Origin of the sequence: Lachnotalea sp. AF33-28 (assembly GCF_003477885.1) — a bacterium.
Classification (GTDB): domain Bacteria; phylum Bacillota; class Clostridia; order Lachnospirales; family Lachnospiraceae; genus AF33-28.
The window spans coordinates 508,196-526,991 of the sequence record NZ_QUEE01000001.1; the positions used below are offsets into that span (position 1 = coordinate 508,196).

The 18,796-nt window shown below is 47.9% G+C and carries 17 protein-coding genes; 6 read left to right on the top strand and 11 right to left on the bottom strand.

Features of this window, described 5'->3' with window-relative positions:
- Window positions 1-31: 31 nt before the first annotated feature.
- The 3 genes from DWZ56_RS02095 to DWZ56_RS02105 are packed head-to-tail and all read right to left on the bottom strand — an operon-like array spanning window position 32 to window position 3,450.
- Entirely contained in the window at window positions 32-1,615 is a 1,584-nt protein-coding gene (locus DWZ56_RS02095; protein WP_118554709.1) for a DUF3502 domain-containing protein, read from the bottom strand.
- A 26-nt stretch (window positions 1,616-1,641) separates the two neighbouring features.
- Entirely contained in the window at window positions 1,642-2,535 is an 894-nt protein-coding gene (locus DWZ56_RS02100; RefSeq protein WP_118554710.1) for a carbohydrate ABC transporter permease, read from the bottom strand.
- A gap of 9 nt (window positions 2,536-2,544) precedes the next feature.
- Window positions 2,545-3,450, bottom strand: a complete 906-nt coding sequence (locus tag DWZ56_RS02105) for an ABC transporter permease (protein ID WP_118554711.1) — start codon at window positions 3,448-3,450, stop codon at window positions 2,545-2,547.
- Window positions 3,451-3,697: 247 nt separating this feature from the next.
- Between DWZ56_RS02105 and DWZ56_RS02110 the strand changes: the two genes are divergently transcribed.
- Together DWZ56_RS02110 and DWZ56_RS02115 are read left to right on the top strand one after the other, a co-directional pair.
- A complete protein-coding gene (locus tag DWZ56_RS02110) occupies window positions 3,698-5,218 on the top strand; it encodes a response regulator transcription factor (RefSeq protein ID WP_158584402.1) in 1,521 nt (506 codons plus the stop codon).
- A gap of 34 nt (window positions 5,219-5,252) precedes the next feature.
- Window positions 5,253-7,085 carry a sensor histidine kinase gene (locus tag DWZ56_RS02115; protein ID WP_118554713.1) on the top strand — a complete coding sequence of 611 codons (1,833 nt, stop codon included), beginning with the start codon at window positions 5,253-5,255 and terminating at the stop codon, window positions 7,083-7,085.
- Between the two features lie 31 nt (window positions 7,086-7,116).
- Here DWZ56_RS02115 and DWZ56_RS02120 read toward each other — a convergent pair whose 3' ends face one another.
- The 4 genes from DWZ56_RS02120 to DWZ56_RS02135 form a co-directional block, all read right to left on the bottom strand.
- Window positions 7,117-7,698 (bottom strand): DUF3502 domain-containing protein, encoded by a 582-nt coding sequence (locus tag DWZ56_RS02120; RefSeq protein ID WP_118554714.1) that lies wholly within the window; start codon window positions 7,696-7,698, stop codon window positions 7,117-7,119.
- A 285-nt stretch (window positions 7,699-7,983) separates the two neighbouring features.
- A complete protein-coding gene (locus DWZ56_RS02125) occupies window positions 7,984-8,217 on the bottom strand; it encodes an ABC transporter permease subunit (RefSeq protein WP_147369372.1) in 234 nt (77 codons plus the stop codon).
- Between the two features lie 9 nt (window positions 8,218-8,226).
- Window positions 8,227-8,652, bottom strand: a complete 426-nt coding sequence (locus DWZ56_RS02130) for a carbohydrate ABC transporter permease (protein WP_118554716.1) — start codon at window positions 8,650-8,652, stop codon at window positions 8,227-8,229.
- 26 nt (window positions 8,653-8,678) lie between these two features.
- Complete coding sequence (locus DWZ56_RS02135; RefSeq protein ID WP_158584403.1) at window positions 8,679-9,404, bottom strand: ABC transporter permease subunit; 726 nt, start codon at window positions 9,402-9,404, stop codon at window positions 8,679-8,681.
- A gap of 122 nt (window positions 9,405-9,526) precedes the next feature.
- Here DWZ56_RS02135 and DWZ56_RS02140 point away from each other — a divergent pair, with 122 nt between their 5' ends.
- The 3 genes from DWZ56_RS02140 (at window position 9,527) to DWZ56_RS02150 (ending at window position 12,069) form a co-directional block, all read left to right on the top strand.
- Entirely contained in the window at window positions 9,527-9,763 is a 237-nt protein-coding gene (locus tag DWZ56_RS02140) for a response regulator (RefSeq protein ID WP_118554718.1), read from the top strand.
- Between the two features lie 143 nt (window positions 9,764-9,906).
- On the top strand, window positions 9,907-10,242 hold the full coding sequence (locus DWZ56_RS02145) for a hypothetical protein (protein WP_158584404.1): 336 nt from the start codon (window positions 9,907-9,909) through the stop codon (window positions 10,240-10,242).
- 18 nt (window positions 10,243-10,260) lie between these two features.
- Window positions 10,261-12,069, top strand: coding sequence for a histidine kinase (locus tag DWZ56_RS02150; protein WP_158584405.1), 1,809 nt, complete (start codon window positions 10,261-10,263; stop codon window positions 12,067-12,069).
- Between the two features lie 45 nt (window positions 12,070-12,114).
- Here the strand turns inward: DWZ56_RS02150 and DWZ56_RS02155 are convergent, their stop codons facing one another.
- The 4 genes from DWZ56_RS02155 to DWZ56_RS02170 are packed head-to-tail and all read right to left on the bottom strand — an operon-like array spanning window position 12,115 to window position 16,472.
- Window positions 12,115-12,678 carry a flavin reductase family protein gene (locus DWZ56_RS02155; protein WP_118554720.1) on the bottom strand — a complete coding sequence of 188 codons (564 nt, stop codon included), beginning with the start codon at window positions 12,676-12,678 and terminating at the stop codon, window positions 12,115-12,117.
- Entirely contained in the window at window positions 12,679-14,010 is a 1,332-nt protein-coding gene (gene dnaB, locus DWZ56_RS02160; RefSeq protein ID WP_118554721.1) for a replicative DNA helicase, read from the bottom strand.
- A 4-nt stretch (window positions 14,011-14,014) separates the two neighbouring features.
- A complete protein-coding gene (gene rplI / locus DWZ56_RS02165; protein WP_118554722.1) occupies window positions 14,015-14,461 on the bottom strand; it encodes a 50S ribosomal protein L9 in 447 nt (148 codons plus the stop codon).
- A gap of 1 nt (window position 14,462) precedes the next feature.
- Window positions 14,463-16,472: a DHH family phosphoesterase gene (locus tag DWZ56_RS02170; protein ID WP_442911436.1), complete on the bottom strand. Its 2,010-nt coding sequence runs from the start codon at window positions 16,470-16,472 to the stop codon at window positions 14,463-14,465.
- A gap of 391 nt (window positions 16,473-16,863) precedes the next feature.
- Between DWZ56_RS02170 and DWZ56_RS02175 the strand changes: the two genes are divergently transcribed.
- Window positions 16,864-18,639, top strand: coding sequence for an IS1634 family transposase (locus DWZ56_RS02175; RefSeq protein ID WP_118554724.1), 1,776 nt, complete (start codon window positions 16,864-16,866; stop codon window positions 18,637-18,639).
- Window positions 18,640-18,796 lie beyond the last annotated feature (157 nt).

Below are 18,796 nucleotides of genomic sequence, written 5' to 3' on the forward strand. Positions count from 1 at the left end.
TTATCCTCCAGGTGTCCCTGTTTATTCGATTTTATTGGGCAGCGTCAAATCTTTCCTGCGCCTGTCTTTCCATTTCCGCGTTTACCGCATCAATGCCGGCATCCTTAAGCTTCTGCTGAAATTCCGCCAGCATGGCCTTCGGATCATCCGTAAATCCCAGATACAAAACAGGCAAATATTCCATGAGGACATTGGAGGTGTTTGCCACCTCTGTCGCCACATTATCGGTCAGAAATGCCATACCGTCGAGGGGATGGTGCGCCGCCTGATCATAAAAATAGCTAAGCATCGTTTCCGTATAACCCTCAAAGGACTCAGTGGGAATACTGGGTGTGTTAGAGAAACACCAGAAGGAATATCCGCCATAGGCATCCGGATTTATCGCTTCAACCTGACGGAACTCACGTCCCTCATATTCTTGTGTTCCAACTACCTTATTATGGACGTCCGGAATACCACTATTGATCAAAAAATTCAGTTCCGGATCGTAACCTAACAGATCCGCCGCCATCATAGCACGGTCAATATTTCTGCTCCTCGCATTAAATGCCACCCCCTGGGAATAACCGGTTGATCCCAGCCTTTTTCCTTCCAGCAGATTTACATACTCCACATTCCAGTCGGGATGGTTCACCTTTGCGGCCTGCCATGCAGCGTTTGCCTCCGTGATATTACAGATCTTCACAACACTCTTGCCTGCCTCAAATCGTTCTGCATTCGCAGTCGTCAGATCGCTCTTGGATAAAAATCCCTTTTGATTCCATCTCATCATTCTTTCCAAATGTTCTTCAAATCCAGGCAGCTCATAAAACGGCGTCAGCTCCAGCTTAGCAGGATCGGTAAAATCATACGTATATACGCCGGTATGCTCCCCCGCCAGGTACCAGCGCTCGTCTGGATACATTACGATTGCACGCATATACATTTCCGCATTATCGCTGGAAATATCCAGAGGAATAATGCCGGGTTCATTTTCAAGAACCTTATCCATATATTCTTCCAGCTGATCCACCGTCGTTATTTTATCCATACCATATTTCTCTCTTAGATCACCGCGGATCATAAAACCATAATGGTTTGAAAAATAGTTATTCTGTGGAATAATATAACACTGTCCCCTGACAGATGAACTGCTCCAGGCGGACTCCGGAAGATTTGCAACGCTAAGCGGGCAGTTTTTTTCAATCATCTCCATCGTCAGCGGATAGAAGCCGCCTTTGGATGCGGTTTCAGAATACATCGCCCAATCCGCAGTATAAATCATGTCAAATTCCTCTCCCGATGTAAAGAGAAGCGGATAGCGCTGGTCCCAGTCTCCCCAGGATAAATACACAGGTTCGATAGTCGCATTGATCTTTTCCTTTAGAATCCGGTTGATTTCCGCAAATACCTTCTCATTATCCGCCGCAGGTTCACCGATAAAATAGAACTTCAAAGTTACAGGTTCCAGCTGCGCCGCGCCGCCGCCCTCCGTCTGTGACTCCTGCGTTCCTCCAGCTGCATCCTCTGAAGCCACACTATTCCCGTTTCCGGATGTCTCCGAACCAGGCTTCCCGCTGCAGCCCACCAACACCATTGCCAATACAAGCAGTACCCCAAACAATCGTTTCTTCAATTTCTTATACCTCCTATTAAATTTGTTTAGCCTTTTACGGCTCCGACCATAATACCGCTTACAAAATATTTCTGCACAAACGGATACAGCAACAGGATCGGGCCGATAGTGACCAGAGTCATCGCCATCTTAAATGATTCTTCCGGCGGCGTTACCGCTGTCATCTGCGGAACCTTCGATACCAACTCCCGCAGCATCGTAATCTGTGACAGCATTTTATACAGATAATACTGGAGCGGAATAAGACTTTTCTGGTCCACATAAAGCATGGCGTTAAACCAGTCGTTCCAGTATTCCAGAGCCATAAACAAACCGACTGTCGCCAGAATCGGTTTGGAAAGCGGTATTACGATCTTCCTGAAAATCTGAAATTCTCCGGCTCCATCTATCTCTGCCGATTCGATCAGTGAGTTCGGAAGGGAGGAGCTGATTGTGCTGCGGATGATAATAATATAAAACACGTTGATCAGAAGCGGCAGAATCAGGGCCAGCAGATTATTTTTCATATCCAGATACCTAATCATCAGTATATACTTGGGAACAATTCCCCCTTCAAAAATAGTTGTAAAATAGAAAAAGAAGGCAAATGCGTTCCGATGCGGAAAGCACTTTCTCTGAAGCACATAGGCAGCCATAGCGGTAATGAACAGGCCGACAGCAGTGCCAAGCACAGTGATTGTGACTGTAACTCCGTATGCATTTAAAATATCTCCCGGCATCGCAAGGAGTGTCCGGAATGCAGACAGCGAAAATTCCCGGGGAAACAGCGAATAGCCATGTTCCAATATAGATCGCTCCGACGACAGCGCTCCAGAAAGCACAAACAAAAACGGTAACAGGCAGCATACAGTGAATGCCATCAGGAAAGTATAGGCAATTATATTGAATAGGATTTTATCTTTGCTAAGTCTATAATGCATGGCAGCCTCCTAAAAAAGTGCATAATCACGCTGGGTACGTCTTACAACTGCGTTGACCGATATAAGAATCACAAAATTGATAACCGACTGCATCAACCCCGCTGCTGAGGACATCCCCACATCCTGAAGCTGCAGCAACGAGCGAACGACAAAGGTATCAATGACATCGGTAGTCTCGTATAACAGAGGGTTGTTTCCCGTCACCTGATAAAACATCTGAAAATCTCCCTTGAATATTCTCCCGACATCCAGAAGAATCAGCGTAACAATCTGCGGTACAATCAGGGGGAGCGTAATAGAAAATATCTGCCTGAATTTTCCTGCCCCTTCAATGGAGGCTGCTTCATATATCTCCTTATCAATTCCCGTGATCGCCGCCAGGTAAATAACAGAACCGTAACCCACCCATTTCCACGCATTTACAAAGACCAGCACGTATTTCCAGGCCCCCACATTGGAATACATATCCACAGGATTCTTTCCTGCTGCACTTAGAAAGGAATTCAGCGTACCGTATTCATAATTAAAGAGATTATAGATAAATCCCCCGACAATTACCCATGAAATAAAATATGGCAGAAAAATCGCCGACTGTGAAAACTTGCGAAAGTGTTTTGACGCAATCTCTGTCAGGAATACTGCTGTGATAATCTGCAGGGATTGATTCACTGCTATAAATACCGTATTGTATGCCAGCGTATTCCAGGCTACTCTGAATATTTTTCCTCCGCTGAATAAAAACTTAAAATTTTTAAGACCATTCCATGGGCTCAGAAAAATACCGTCTATATAGTTGTAGTTTTTAAATGCAAGTACAATTCCGGTCATCGGTATGTACGCAAATATGATAAAATACAGAACCGCAGGCAATATCATTAACAAAAGAACTTGATTCCGTTTCGTGTTTCTCCTCATAGTATCCTCCTTCCGCTGTGATTTAATTTTACAGTGTTTTCTTCTCTGATTTCAACTGTAATATTCTAATAAACAGGTGATTTTCTCTTTATTTTGATCATATTGTCCAATTTTTACCATATATATTTGATATTTATATCAAATTAGTTTATAATCATAAGTGTTTTTCAGTTATAAGGATTAAGTTTGCACAAAGGCGTCAAGCCGCCGGAAAGGTATGAAAATCATGACAGACAGGAACATTCGTATGCTGATTGCAGAAGATGAGCCGCACACAAGGGATGTTCTGACGCATTATATCCCCTGGGATCAGATTGGCATCTGTGAGATTTATGAAGCAGCTGATGGGCGAGCTGCCCTGGAAATGGCCCAGACGTTAAAACCGGACATCATTCTCAGCGATATCCGCATGCCCAAAATGAGTGGTATCGAATTGGCGCATCAGCTCAGGAAAGAAAACCAAGATTGTAGATTTATTTTTCTAAGTGCCTATACTGATCAGGAATATCTAAAATCCGCCATTCAGATTCGGGCTGTCAGCTATGTAGAGAAACCGATTAATTCCTCCGAGCTTTGCCGCGCTGCCGAAACTGCGGTGGCGGAGGTTTTGTCACAGAGGGAATATCGCTCTCAGATCTGTTTCCACCTTCAGAATAAACTTTGCCTGGCATACGCATCCGGAAATATCGGCACGTTGGAAACAGAGGCTGCCGCTGCTAATGTCGCACTGCTTTGCGGGCCCTTTTTGTCGGCTTCCGTACGTTTATATCCCAGCGAGGCGCTTCCCTGGCCTGAATACGAAGAAGAGATTCTTCTGAATTATCTGAAAAAGCACATGGGCGAGCGCTGTTTGTTTGCCCTGAAAGATCCGGCGCATCTGGTAATACATCAGGAAACGAATGAATCTGCAGAAACTGCCGCAGATAACCTTTCCGCCCTCCTTATGCAGATACAGGAGGAAATCCCCCGGATTTTCCCACAGATACACCACGTCCTGTCAGGCATCGGTTCTCCCACTCCCGACACCGCCCATCTTTATTGCTCCTATTCGCAGGCAGTACAGGCCCGTCAAAGAAGTTTTATATCTTCCAGGCCTGAAATTTACAGTCGAAAGGGCACCGGGAGTTACTCTTTCTGCGATGCCTGCGCTGAAAATGCCGTGTCAGCCATACGTCAGGGAACTTACAGTGATATACAAAACGCGCTATTCTGCCTTCGGCACAGAATAAGACAATACAGCGACACCTCCTGCGAATTGGTAAAACAGTACTACATCAAACTACTGCTTTTTATCATGCGCCGCTCTGAAGACCGGCATGGTACTGCATTTTCGGAATTGTCAGCATCCTTTGTGGAGGCGCTGGGACAAGCCTGCTGCCTGGACGATCTGACAGAAATCCTGCTGGAGGCAACAGACTGCTTCTTTCGCAGATATCCATCCTCTGAAAATACACGTATCGTCGATAAAGCAATAGATTATATTCTGCGAAACTATAGTGACGAGAAACTGAATATTCCTTTCTTGGCTTCACAGCTCTATCTCTCTTCCGGTTATCTATCTCTTTTATTTAAAAAAGAGACTTCTAAGACAATTAATCAGTTCATAACGGAAGTGAGGATCAGCCATGCCCGTGACTATCTGAAAGACCATACGCTATCCCTCAATCGCATTGCACTCCTGACCGGGTATCACGATGCGAACTATTTTTCAAAGGTTTTCAAAAGAGAAACCGGATGTACCCCAAAGTCTTTCCGCGAAGGGCTGTAGCCGTCCGCTTATATAAAAAGAGAGGTTTCCCGTTATGTCCAAATTAAAAACAGCAATCACGCGTATCACTGACAGCATTTCTCTGAAAGCAAAAATACAGCTTATATTTTTTCTGTTCCTGATTATTCCTCTTCTACTCTTTACCCTGATCTCGTATCTGAAGACGAATCGTCTGATACTGAGCCAGACCCTCTCCTATATGAGTCAGTCCTATGATGAATGCGTGTCCATTCTGGACCGCTATTTTCTAAGCATGTCCAACTCTATGGACAATATACTGTCCAGCGAAGACATTTATCAAATGGCGGAAAACGGCATGCACAATCCTGTTCTGGCCCGACAGGCGCAGTACCACCGCTTAAATCAGCTATTTGGATATATGAAAAAAGTATCTGATATAGACAGGATTATGCTTTACTTAAAAAGCAGTACGCTGTATGTCCAAAACGAACAGAGTCTGCTGTCCCTAAATGCCTTTGAGAATTCCGAATGGTATCAGTCGCTCCTGAAACAGAATAAAAGCCGTTTTTGGCTGCCTCCGGGTTATATTACAGAAAGTGACGGAAGGCCTTCTCCGTATTTTTCTTATGTCAGCATTTTATACTCACCTCAGGAGCTCACGCAACCAATGGGACTAATGCGTGTGGATATCTCGCAGAACAAAATCACACAAATCCTGAAGGATGTACCCTTGTCCGAGGATGTCACCATATGTCTGACCGATGAGACGGCTTCATTTTTTGACAGGGATGGAAAAGCAGGAGACTTCTCCTATGCGGATATTACTGATTCCTCTACTAGCGCCGGCCAGCACCAATGGGAGTTTGTTGCATACAGGGATGAAAAATATATACTGCGCTCCGAAAGCCTGGTTCCATCGGGATGGTATCTGACCGCAGCCCTCCCCAGACATTCTATTTTTTCCGCACAGCATCAGCTGTACCAGGATTTGCTGACAGGGCTGTTTCTGATCGGCGTAATCTCCTATGTCCTGGCATGTATTACAGCCAATTCCAGCCTGAAACGGCTTTATTTTCTTAATAAAGAGATTAAAAAGATGGAAAAAGGGGATTTTGGTATTCATCTGACTCCTTCCGGCAGGGATGAAATTGGAGAAATTATGAACAGCTTTCTGTCTATGAGCAGACGGATGAAGGAAATGATTGATGAACGCTATGAGATGGGGCAGGCAATTAAAAGCGCAGAACTTAATGCCCTACAAGCACAGATTAACCCGCATTTTCTTTATAATTCGATGGATTTAATCAACTGTATCGCCATTCAAAACAATGTACCCCAGATCACGGAAATGGTAGCCGCTCTGGTCCGATTTTACAGATTAAGCCTCAACAGCGGAAATGAGACCGTCACACTGCGACAGGAGCTTATGCATGTTAAGACATACATACAAATACAGAATATGCGTTTTGAAGAGAAGATATATTTTTCCTGCAATGAGGAAGAATGGATGGACAACTGTATCATTCCCAAAATCATTCTTCAGCCTCTCGCAGAGAATGCCATTATCCATGGGATTCTGGAAAACGAAAATCAAACCGGCCGTATTGACATCCGCTTTTCAAGGGAGCATTCACCGTCCGGAAAGGACGAAATTTATATCCGCATGAAGGATGACGGAGTGGGAATGCCGCCGGAACTTTTGGAGCGAATACTCTGGGAAGACTGTTCCCATCAGGGTTCCGGTTATGGGGTCAAAAATGTAAATGTACGGCTACAATTATACTTCGGACCTAACTACGGACTCTGCTATAAAAGCTGCCAGCCGGGTGGGACCGAAGTAACTGTCCACATCCCGGCTGTAACTGCCGACGCAGATTCGGAGACAAGGAAATCATCACCGATGTAACGGAGATGGTCCCGCTAATTAAGTGCCTTTATCACTGTTTCAAAAATTCCTCTGCCTGCCGTTTATACTCTTCCTGAATCGCATCCAAGCCGGCCTTTTTCAGTTCACTGCGGTATTCCGCATAGGTGGCCTCCACGTCATCGGCAAATCCGAATTCGAGAACCGATGCATATTTGGAACGCACTGCACTTACTGTAGCGATTTCGTTCTTAACATTAGTATCGTCAAAACTCATAAGGCTTAGCTCGGCTGTATAATGGTTCTGATCAAAACCTTCTAACATAGACAGATAATTGAAAGCTGAATCCTTGCTGATACGTGGCAGGTTCAGGTTCCAACCCATCCCGAAGCCGCCGAACGGATCCGGCACATCCGGAAGCATTGTGATATCATCATCGCCTTCGGCATCCCAATCCGTGCCTTTAACGCCATAAACCGAGAGGTCAAAGTAATCCCGATCCTGGCTTAACAGATCCAGAACCATCAGGGCTCTCTCCGCATTTTTCGACTTGGCATTGATTGCGGTTCCGTTATTAATAATAGGGTTTGTTCCGGTGGGCACATCGGGCAGTATATCCACCATCTCCGGCTTCCACTCCGGATGGTTTGTCATTGTATCCACATAAAAATTATTGATGCTGATCGGCGCATGGCAGATGGTTGCCGTTTTGCCCTTGTGGCCTCATCCGTCTGGCTTAAAGCATTTTGTGACCAGTAACCGTTCTCACGGAAGGACTTGATCAGCTTATAATTCTCTATATCATAGGCTTCGGTATCCAAAAACTTCACATTGGAAGGATCGCTGGAATCCACTACGCCGAACGGGATTGTGTCATTATAGGTGATAAATGTATGCTCGTTATACCATTCGGCAGGATATGTGGAGAAATTTTTAAGGTTATAGGTACACTCGGACCCGATCGCTCCGCCATCGCATAGGGCAGGTGCTCATTGGCAGAATCAGCTTTTTATAGATCGTAAAATCATTTGCGCCGTCGATTTCCGCTGATTCGCTGATGGAATCAGGGATGCCGGCCATAAAGCTGCGAAAGATGATTATGTAAAAATAATTGAACAGCATGGGCAGGATCAGCGCCATCAGCGGGTGCTCCTTAAAATGCAGCGTCCGCACACAGAGCACCTACCAGGGAACCAGTCCGCCGCTGAAAATCGTGGTAAAAAACAGGAAAAAGGAAAACTGATTGCGGTACTTATAATCCTTTCTGGAAAGCACATAACCTGTCATCGAACAGATGAACATCAGCAGGGCGGTCCCCACTACGGTTATAAACACGGTGATTGTGTAAGCTCGCAGGATCGTGGCCGGTACAGCGAATACATACTCATATGCTTCCAGCGTAAATTCACGGGGAAAAAGGCTGAACCCGTATTTCTGCACCGCTTCGTTAGAGGAGAGGGAAGCGCTGATGATCAGTATAAAGGGCAGAAGGGTCACAAGCGCCAATACGGTCAGTATAACATAACTAACGAGATCAAAAACAGTCCTGTCCAATGACTTTTTTATCTTACCGCCGGGACGCCGCAAAGAGGATAATACCTGAATCATGGAAAAAACCTCCGTTTCTTAATGTATTAGAATAAAGCATAGTCCAGCTGTACCTTCTTCACAATCGTATTGACCGAAAGGATGATGACAAACCCGATGACGGACTGGTAAACTCCCGCTGCCGCAGACATGCCGATATTTGCCGTCTGTGTGAGTGAACGGTATACAAAGGTGTCCACAATATCGGTCACGTTGTACAGGAGGGGATTGTTCCCCGTCAGATTGTAGAACATGCCGAAGTCGCCTTTGATGATATTGCCCAGATAGAGCAGTATAATCGTGATGACGGTGGGCTTTAAGTTCGGCAGGGTGATTTTGCTCACCTTCTGCATCATGCCGGCCCCGTCTATGGATGCCGCCTCGTAAATCTCCTGATCTATGCCCGTGATCGCCGACAGATATACCACAGTGCCGTAGCCAATCTGCTTCCACGCCTGAAAAGCGACGATGATCAGAGGCCACCATTTCGGTTCATTCATAATGTTCATTCTTTCCATGCCCAGGGCGGTCAGCATCGTATTTAAAGCGCCGGTTTCATAGTTTAAGAGATTATACAGCATCCCTCCCACCACAACCCAGGATATGAAAAAGGGGAGCAGCAAAACACTCTGTGCAAATTTCTTGAAGCGCTTGTTCATCACTTCCGAGAGAAGCACCGCCGCGCCCACCTGGAGGAACACGCCCAGGCCTGTAAAATCCATGTTGTAGAGCAGCGTATTTAACGTAACCCCAAAGGCTGAGCCGGATGTCATAAAATACTTAAAATTGTTACGGTTTTTTGTACATAATGACTGTTTTCCAAAAATTGAATTGAAAAAACTGTGCATTCTGCTAACATATAAGTAATACAGTCAGATGCAAGGGAGGACAGGTTATGTATCATGTGCTGATCGCCGATGATGAAGCTGTCACACGCAACGGTTTAAAGGTATTCCCGGACTGGAAGTCTCTGGGCATAACGCAGGTGCTCCTGGCCGCAGACGGCGCAGAAGCGCTGCGCCTGGCACGCCAGGAACGGCCGGACATTGTGATTTCGGACATCCGCATGCCGAAGCTTAACGGCATCGCATTTGCTGCAAGACTGCGTGAGGTCATCCCCACTGCAGACTGATTTTTATCAGCGGCTATTCCGACAAGGAATATCTTAAATCCGCTATCTCGCTGCGAGCTATCCGCTATGTCGAAAAACCCATCGCCCCACAGGAACTCTATGAGGCGCTGAAAGAAGCGGTGTCCGAACTGGAAAATGAAAAGATGGTAACAAATCTCACGGACCGCGGAGAACTGGTGATGCAGGAGCTGGCATTAAAGCTCACCGAGACCAGAGGCGAGGAAGACTCCCTGCGAGAAAAGCTCCGGCTTGCCTGCCCTGCGCTTTTACAGCACGGAAAGTACCGCACTGTCCTGTTTGAACAGAGTGGGGACGCACCGGTCCTGGGGTCGGCGTACCGGGAGTTGGAGGCACAGGCCTGCGCAGTGTTCGGGCCGTGCCTCATGGCCCATTCCGGAAAAAGCCGTCTAAAGTGCGGGCCTGTCTGCCCGGAGACATCTCCTGCTGTCTGGCTGCGGGCGAGTGCGTTTCCTCTCTGAATGCGCTGCATCGCTCCTGTGAAACGGCGGAACTGGCCCTGCGCGCTTTTCTTTACAGGCTATGACACCTGCCTGATCTACGGTCAGGACAGCGCGCGCAGGTATGTCCTCGCACAGGATCGCGCGCGCAGGTATGTCCTCGCACAGGATCGCGCGGACGCCTTTGAGGGCCTGCTGCGAAACAGCCGCAAGGAAGAAGCCTCTGCCTGGCTCGCACAGATGGCGGAGGGGCTTTTAAGATGCCCCGCAACCGATGAGAGCTATGTGCGGCACATACTGTTCCAGTTCGCAGGCCGGATATACGGTGTTGCACAGGAGAGGGGCATCTCCCTGACCGCAGAAGGCAATGATCCCGGCGCCCTGCGGCAGTCATTTTTTTCTGGCGGTTTCTTCCCGGATCTGTATGCTGTTCTCTGTGACCTGCTGGATCACCTGTTCTCCAAATGGGATGCGATGTGCCAAAACCGTCCTGTCTATCTGGTACGGCAGTTTATCGAGCAGAATTATGCGGACAGCACGCTCTCCATACAGGATATAGCCGACAGCGTACATCTGACCCCTTCGCATATCTGCCATATTTTTAAGAAAGAGACAGGACAGACCGTCAATCAGTACATGACCTCGCTGCGCATAGAAAAGGCGAAGCTGCTGCTGCGCCGGCCCGATATCCGGCTGGCATCCGTCACTGAACAGATCGGCTATACCGATACCAACTATTTCACCAGACAGTTTAAGAAAGAGGAGTTCTTTGCTAACAGGGAATTGGCCGACGCCGCGGTAGCCCGGCCGGAAGTGTGGGTATCCCATAAGCTCGGAGAAGAAACTTACTCTTTCGGCGCCATACAGATAAAGGGCAGTGACTGGCAGCTCATTTCTGTCATTCCGTACAGCGAGATCCGCGCCGCATCCAACGCGATACGGATGCAGATGGTATTTATCATGGCCGTAATCGCGCTGTGCGCATGGATCGCCGCTTATCTGGTGGCGGACAGCATCACGCGCCGCATCAACCTGCTGACAAAGCACATTAAAAAGGTACAGGAGGGTGATTTCAGCGTCATTGTCAACATGAAGGGCAGCGACGAAATCAGCGAGCTGGCGCATAACTACAACTATATGCTGGAACAGTTGGAGCGCTATGCCAGGCTGCAGTTTCAGTCCGGGGCCGACTTAAAGGCCGCCGAACTCAAGGCGCTGCAGGCGCAGATCAACCCGCACTTTTTATATAACACCCTTGAACTCATCAACTGGATGGCGCTCACTAAAAATGCGCCGGAAATCTCCGAAATCGTCCAGGCGCTGGCGAAATTTTACAAGCTGAGCCTAAGCCGCGGCAGGGATGAGATACCGATACGGGATGAACTGGCGCATATTGAAACCTATGTGCAGCTGCAGAACTACCGCTATGAGAACCGCATCCGTCTGAATCTGGAGGTGGATCCGTCGCTATACGAGTACCGCATTCTGAAGCTCATTTTACAGCCAGTGGTGGAAAATGCGATTCTGCACGGAATCCTGGAGTCCGAACAGTGTCAGGGAACCATAACCGTATGCGGTGCGATGGCAGGCGGTGACATCATGCTGACTGTGGAAGATGACGGCATCGGCATGACGCCCCAGCAGATGGCCGTCATGCTGGGCGAAGCGCCCGCGCCCATCAAGAGGCCCGGACACGGTTATGGCATCAGCAATGTGATCAAGCGCATACACCTCTACTATGGGGAAAAATACGGTATACGCTGTGAGAGCGAACCAGGCAGCGGCAGCCGCGTCATCATCTCTATCGCCGCTATACAGGAAGGAATACAAGAGCCGGGGCCGCGCTAAGCGGTCCCGGCTCCCGTATTTCTTTTTCGCACTCTTGCAGCAGCCTCAGCTGCGTTTCACGCTATATCCGAACTTTCCCTTCCAACTGCCGATTCCGAAATAGTCCCCATGAGAATACACGATGGGCTTCGCCTTTTCCAGGCAGAATCTGCCCTTCTCATCCATCAGGCCTTCATCCACCTGGACCGCCTGCACATCCGCCAGAAACATGTGATGTGAGCCCAGCTCCATCACCTGGCGCACGCTGCATTCTATATTTACAGGACATTCCTCTATGACCGGCGCTGATATCCTGGCCGGTTTTCCACGGGTCAGCCGGCATTTCTCCCACTTATCCACATCTTTGCCGGACTTAACCCCACAGAAATCGGTGGCCCAGGCCAGTTTCTCCGTAGTCAGGTTGATCACAAACTCTCCGGACTCCCGGATCATTTGATAAGAATAGCGCTCCGGCCGCACAGAAATATAGACCATCGGCGGATTGGTACAGACAGTGCCGGTCCACGCGACGGTCAGTATATTGTCCCACCCGCTCTTGTCCGCAGCGCTGACAAGCACTGCGGGCAGGGGGTAAATCATATTTCCCGGTTTCCATATTTGTTTAGCCATTTACTTCTCCATATTGACGAATTTTGTATAATTAGGAAGCCATACGAGCTCCACTGTACCGATGGGGCCGTTTCTCTGCTTGGCGATGATGATCTCGGCGATGTTCTTTTTATCCGTGTCCTTATTGTAATAGTCGTCACGGTAGATGAACATGGCCACGTCGGCGTCCTGCTCAATGGCTCCTGACTCCCTTAAGTCGGACAGCATTGGCCGGTGATCCTGTCTGGTTTCACAGGCGCGGCTTAGCTGGGACAGCGCGATGACCGGGCAGTTAATTTCCCTGGCCAGTGCCTTTAAGGATCTGGAAATATCCGATATCTCCTGCTGGCGGTTGTCGGAATTGCGGCCGTTGCCGCTCATCAGCTGAAGGTAGTCGATGATAACCAGCTTCAGATCCTGCTCCAGCTTGAATTTCCTGCATTTGCTTCGCAGCTCGGATATGGAGATGCCCGGGGTATCGTCTATGATCAGCTTGGAATTGCCGATCATACCCACGCTCTCCACCAGCTTCTCCCAGTCGGAATCCGTAAGGTTGCCGTTTCTTAAGGTCTGGGCATCCACCCTGGATTCCATGGCAAAGAGACGGTTCATCAGCTGTTCTTTGGACATTTCCAGACTGAATATCGCCGTACAGAAATCCTTTTTAAACACCACATGCTGGGCGATATTGAGCACAAAGGCTGTTTTTCCCATAGAGGGCCTGGCGGCAATCAGGACCAGATCCGACGGCTGCAGGCCGGAAGTGCGGTAATCCAGATCGGTAAAGCCGGTAGGAATGCCGGTCACCGCATTCTGATTTCTCGCCGCAGCCTCGATCTTTTCCAGCGTGTTCAGCGCTACCTGCCGGATTGGCACATAATCTCCGCTCCCCTTTTGCTTTAGCAGCTCAAATATGGTCTTCTCCGTATAGGCCAGAATATCCTCCACCTTTTCCTTGCCCAGATAGCACTCATTGGCGATCTCTTCATTGGCCTTTATCAGGCGGCGGAGCGTCGCCTTTTCATATACGATGTTTGCATAATATTTTACATTGGATGATATAGCGACGGAATTGATGACTTCACGCAGGAACTCAATGCTGCTGACTTCGGGAGGAACATCCTTCGCCTTCAGACGGTTCTGGGTCGTGATCAGATCCACGGGCTTGCCCTCATTATAGAGTTCGACTATCGCCTCAAACATCATTCCGTATTGCCGGCCGTAAAAATCATCGGCCGTCACGATCTCCGAAGCCGTCACGATGGCATCCCGATCCATCAGCATAGAGCCTATGACTGACTGTTCCGCTTCTGTGCTGTGAGGCAGCACTCTTTTAATCAGAGCCTCTTCCATTTGTTCAACCTTCCGTCACTTTCAGCGTGAGCTGCGCCGTAACGTCCTTGTGAATCCTCACAGGGATGATGTGGCTTCCCACCGTCTTAATAGGCTCGGACAGCTGCATTTTCTTTTTATCCAGGTCGATGCCGTACTGTTCCTTGACAGCCGCGGCGATTTCCTTCGTGGACACAGAACCGAAGATCTTGCCGCCTTCTCCGGTTTTCACCTTCAGCTCCACTTTAAACGTGCCGATTTTGGATGCCAGCTCCTGCGCCTCCGCCAGGGCCTGCGCCTCCAGCTTCTCCTGATGCTGCTTCTGCAGCTTCAGCTCATTCATATTTTTGGAATTCGCCTCGATTCCAAGTTTCTTAGGCAGAATATAGTTTCTGGCATATCCGTCGTTCACGCTGACGACCTGCCCCTTCTTTCCCAGTGATTTCACATCTTCCAATAATACTACCTGCATCTTATATTGCTCCTTCCTCCAGCATTTGCTTGATTGTCACTTTTACATACTCCCTGGCTTCCTCCACGCTGCAGCCCGTCATCTGCGCGCCGGCCACATTCATATGGCCGCCGCCGCCCAGCCGCTCCATGATCAGCTGTACGTTCACCTCATCGATGGAACGGGCGCTGATGTAGATGCAGTTGTTATATTCGGTCAGCACAAAGGTCGCCTTGATGCCTACAATGTTCAAAAGCTCATTGGCCGCCTGCGCTCCGGTCACCGTGGGGCTCTCCAGACCGTCAGCCGGGCATACGCCGATCGCAAAGGAGTTTTCAAACACCTCCGCGTCCCTCACGGCTTCCGCACGGGCTTTGAACTCTTCCATCTTGTCCCTGAACATCTTGCGGACGCGCACGATATCCGCACCGTTGCGGCGCAGATAAGCCGCCGCTTCAAAGGTTCTCACACCGGTCTTGTTGAGGAAATTGTTGGTGTCGATGATAATGCCGGCATAGATCGCATCCGCCTCTACGGACTTGATGCGGATGCCGTCCCCCATATACTGCAGGATCTCCGCCACCATCTCACAGGTGGACGAAGCGTAGGGCTCAATATAGGACAGCACCGCGTCCTCGACCACTTCCCGCGTCTGCCTGTGGTGGTCCAGCACCACAATGGTACCCGCCTTCTCAAGGAGCTGGGGGCATTCGGTAAAGCTTGGCCGGTTCACGTCCACAATTACCAGCACATCGTTTTCCCCGATTCTCTGCAGCGCATCGTCGCCGGACACGAAAAAATCCGCCGGATAATCCGGGTTGTTCATAAACCGCTCCATCATCGGCCTCACCGATGAAGTAAAGGAATTCACCACGATATGGGCCGACTTGTCCAGGAAGCTCACAGCCCGGTATATGCCGATCGCAGCCCCCAGGGAATCGATGTCTCCGATCTGATGCCCCATAATATAGACGCAGTCCTTGTTCATCACCAGCTCGCGCAGCGCATGAGCCTTCACCCTGGCCTTCACTCTGGTGTTCTTCTCCATCTGCTGGGACCTGCCGCCGAAATAAGAGATATTCTCCCCGTCCTTCACTACGGCCTGATCGCCTCCGCGGCCCAGCGCCATATCGATAGCGGTTCTGGCATACTCGTAATTGCCGTCATAGGTATCCGCATTCATTCCCAGGCCGATGCTTAAGGTCACCGCCATATCGTTGCCGATATTGACCGTCTTTACATCCTCCAGCAGATAAAACCGGTCGTTCTGCATCTGCGCCACATATTTCTGCTTTACTGCAACGAAGTATTTGTCTTTTTCTATTTTCTTAACGATGCCGCCCATGTTGCTGATATACTTGGTGATCTTACGGTCAATCAGGGCGATCAGCAAGGAGCGGCGCACCTCTTCGATGCTCTCTAAAGCCTCGTCATAATTATCCAGGTAGATCAGCCCCGCCACCAGCTTCTGATCCTCCAGCTCTCTGGAATATCCGACGCTCTCCGTTTCATCGAATACATAGAATGCTACCAGGCCGGAGCCCACATCCCCGATCTCCATGATCTCTTCCGATTCAAAATGATCGGGCACCGGCACATTCTTAAGTTCGATTCGGTAATAGCGGGCAGCGTCCGAATCTTCATCCTTCGCCACGTGAAGGACGACCTTTTCATCCCCCTCGGGCATCTGCTTCTTCTTCAGTTCCGGAAATACCGTGAAAATATTCTTGTTCTTTTCCTTCGCGCCGATGGAGGAGAGCTCTCGGTTCACCCACAGAATCCTTCCGTTTTTATCCAGAATGCCATAGGGCACGGACAGCTCGGTCAGAAGCTGCTTCTGAATCTGAGCATAATCCATGGCAAAACTTAACAGATCCCTGGTCAGCCTGGGCTTTCGGTACAGGAATACGATCATTGCCGCCAGAACATAGACGGCGACTCCTGCTCCCATCACCGCACCCGCCTTCATGTTTACCAGACAGACGCAGATATTCACAATCAGCAAAAATATAGATAAAATCAATGGCCACATAAAAAACAGACGCAAACGGCCATGTGTCTTTCCCTTTACGCTCATACGCCAACTCCTTAAGCCGTTTCCGGCAGCCAATACAGCATTGCGGCATTATTACTCGATACGTGTTTCTTATTATAGCATACAATCACCCCGGTTGGGAAGTGTTTTTAAGACCAGGCGTAATGGGTGTGAACTTCCCGTTACTGTTCACAGTTACCGAATAATTCCCGCGTATGAGAGGGCAGGGTATGGTCCTCATTGGGACCCGCGGGAGTTTGACACCTCCCCAACGAAATATCCCCCGCAAAGCCACTACTGGCTTTATTTTTTTGTCAAATTTGCATTTTCCTCTTCCACGTTACTCCACATTGTGCTATAATGGTATTATATACAGGAGGACGATTTTATGCGATTGGGATGGACGAAAACTAAATATTCTACTTCTTTTTATGTTCAAAAGACTGTCTATGTGAATGGTAAAAACAAGTCACAGGTGGTCAAACGGCTGGGGTCTGAAAAATATATCTGCGAAACCTATGGCGTTACAGATGCTAAAGAATGGGCGAAAGAAGAAGTTCGAAAAATGAATGAAGCCGAACAAGAGGAACATGCTGCTTTTAATATCCAGCTCTGTGCCGGGACGGATCTGACGTTGAATGAGCAGCACTCTTTCAATGGTGGGTACCTCTTTCTTCAGCAGATTTATTATGAGCTTGGTTTGGACAAAATTTGTACTGCTATCAAAAAGAAACATGATTTTTCTTACAACCTGAACTCCATCTTATCAAGACTCCTTTACACCAGGATACTCTATCCTTCATCGAAGCTTAGTTCTTTTAAGGATTCTAAACGTTTTATCGAGCAGCCTGATTTTGAACTCCATCAGATCTACAGGGCCCTGTCTGTTCTGGCAAGTGAATCTGACTACATACAAAGCCGTCTGTTTGCAAACAGCATGCAGATCGCTAAAAGACGCACGGAGGTCATCTATTATGACTGCACAAATTTCTATTTTGAGATCGAAGAAGCCGAAGATGACAAACAATACGGTGTAAGCAAAGAAAACCGCCCCCTCCCTATTGTTGAAATGGGCCTTTTTATGGATCGTGATGGCATCCCCATTGCTTTCTGCATCAATCCAGGAAATAAAAATGAGCAGCAATCTCTGATTCCGTTGGAAGAAACCTTAATAAACAAGTTTGATCTGTCAAAATTTATTGTATGCACGGATGCCGGCCTTTCTTCTAATACAAACCGGGTGTTTAATGATTACTCAACAGAAAACAACGTCAGAGCTTTCATTACCACTCAATCTGTAAAGAAGTTAAAAAAGGTATATAAGGACTGGGCTCTGTCACCGGAAGGATGGAGTTTGTCGGGTGAAGCTGCGCAAAAAAAGTATCACCTGAACGAACTGGATGAAGATACAGATTTTGATAAGATTTATTATAAATGCAGATGGATCAAGGAAAAAGTCACTGTGGAGATCAATGGGGCTACAAAAAAAGTCGAACTAGAGCAGCAGCTTATTATTACCTATTCCATAAAATACCGCAATTACCTTAGAACGATCAGAGCCGGTCAGATAGACAGAGCATTAAAAGCAGTATCAGAAGGCGGTCAAACCGTCGAAAAGAAAAGACAGAATGATCCAAAACGTTTCATTAAAGCGGATCATGCCACCAAGGATGGTGAAGTGGCGGATCAAACGATGTATTATGTTGATGAAAAAGCCATTGCCGAAGAAGAAATGTTTGATGGATTTTATGCAGTATGTACCAATCTGGCGGATTCTCCAGAAGCGATTGTGAAAGTAAATCAGAGGCGCTGGGAAATCGAAGAATGTTTCCGGATTATGAAAAGCGAATTCCAGGCACGTCCTGTGTATCTGAAAAGGAAGGAACGAATCATAGCCCACTTCATTACCTGTTTCATATCTCTTATTATATACCGATATCTGGAAAAGAAACTGAAGGATCGATATACCTGTGATCAGCTCATAGATACTTTGCAGGAAATGAACTTCATAAAGCACGAAGGAATGGGCTACCAGCCGACTTATACCCGAACGGAGATAACCGATGCTCTGCATGAAGCATTTGGCTTCTGTACCTCAAAACAGATCGTACCGATCAAAAAGATGAAAAAAATATGTGCGGATGTAAAAAAACAGAAAGCGTAACGTGTAAAGTAAAAATCAGAAAAAGTCTCACAAGCCAGTAACATCAAGGCTTACGAGACTTTTTTATCGTTTTAGGTGTCAAAGATCGGATTGTAGCATACCGAGTGTTTGCGGTAAAGGCGCGCGGAGATGAAATCTTTCTAAAATTCGTTAAGTT

Excerpts from the sequence above, each read along its gene's own strand:
- DWZ56_RS02100 (WP_118554710.1), bottom strand. The coding sequence starts at position 2,535 with ATGCATTATAGACTTAGCAAAGATAAAATCCTATTCAATATAATTGCC.
- DWZ56_RS02105 (WP_118554711.1), bottom strand. The coding sequence starts at position 3,450 with ATGAGGAGAAACACGAAACGGAATCAAGTTCTTTTGTTAATGATATTG.
- DWZ56_RS02110 (WP_158584402.1), top strand. The coding sequence starts at position 3,698 with ATGCTGATTGCAGAAGATGAGCCGCACACAAGGGATGTTCTGACGCAT.
- DWZ56_RS02115 (WP_118554713.1), top strand. The coding sequence starts at position 5,253 with ATGTCCAAATTAAAAACAGCAATCACGCGTATCACTGACAGCATTTCT.
- DWZ56_RS02120 (WP_118554714.1), bottom strand. The coding sequence starts at position 7,698 with ATGACAAACCATCCGGAGTGGAAGCCGGAGATGGTGGATATACTGCCC.
- DWZ56_RS02130 (WP_118554716.1), bottom strand. The coding sequence starts at position 8,652 with ATGATTCAGGTATTATCCTCTTTGCGGCGTCCCGGCGGTAAGATAAAA.
- DWZ56_RS02135 (WP_158584403.1), bottom strand. The coding sequence starts at position 9,404 with ATGACATCCGGCTCAGCCTTTGGGGTTACGTTAAATACGCTGCTCTAC.
- DWZ56_RS02140 (WP_118554718.1), top strand. The coding sequence starts at position 9,527 with ATGTATCATGTGCTGATCGCCGATGATGAAGCTGTCACACGCAACGGT.
- DWZ56_RS02145 (WP_158584404.1), top strand. The coding sequence starts at position 9,907 with ATGGTAACAAATCTCACGGACCGCGGAGAACTGGTGATGCAGGAGCTG.
- DWZ56_RS02155 (WP_118554720.1), bottom strand. The coding sequence starts at position 12,678 with ATGGCTAAACAAATATGGAAACCGGGAAATATGATTTACCCCCTGCCC.
- dnaB (WP_118554721.1), bottom strand. The coding sequence starts at position 14,010 with ATGGAAGAGGCTCTGATTAAAAGAGTGCTGCCTCACAGCACAGAAGCG.
- rplI (WP_118554722.1), bottom strand. The coding sequence starts at position 14,461 with ATGCAGGTAGTATTATTGGAAGATGTGAAATCACTGGGAAAGAAGGGG.
- DWZ56_RS02170 (WP_442911436.1), bottom strand. The coding sequence starts at position 16,472 with ATGTGGCCATTGATTTTATCTATATTTTTGCTGATTGTGAATATCTGC.
- DWZ56_RS02175 (WP_118554724.1), top strand. The coding sequence starts at position 16,864 with ATGCGATTGGGATGGACGAAAACTAAATATTCTACTTCTTTTTATGTT.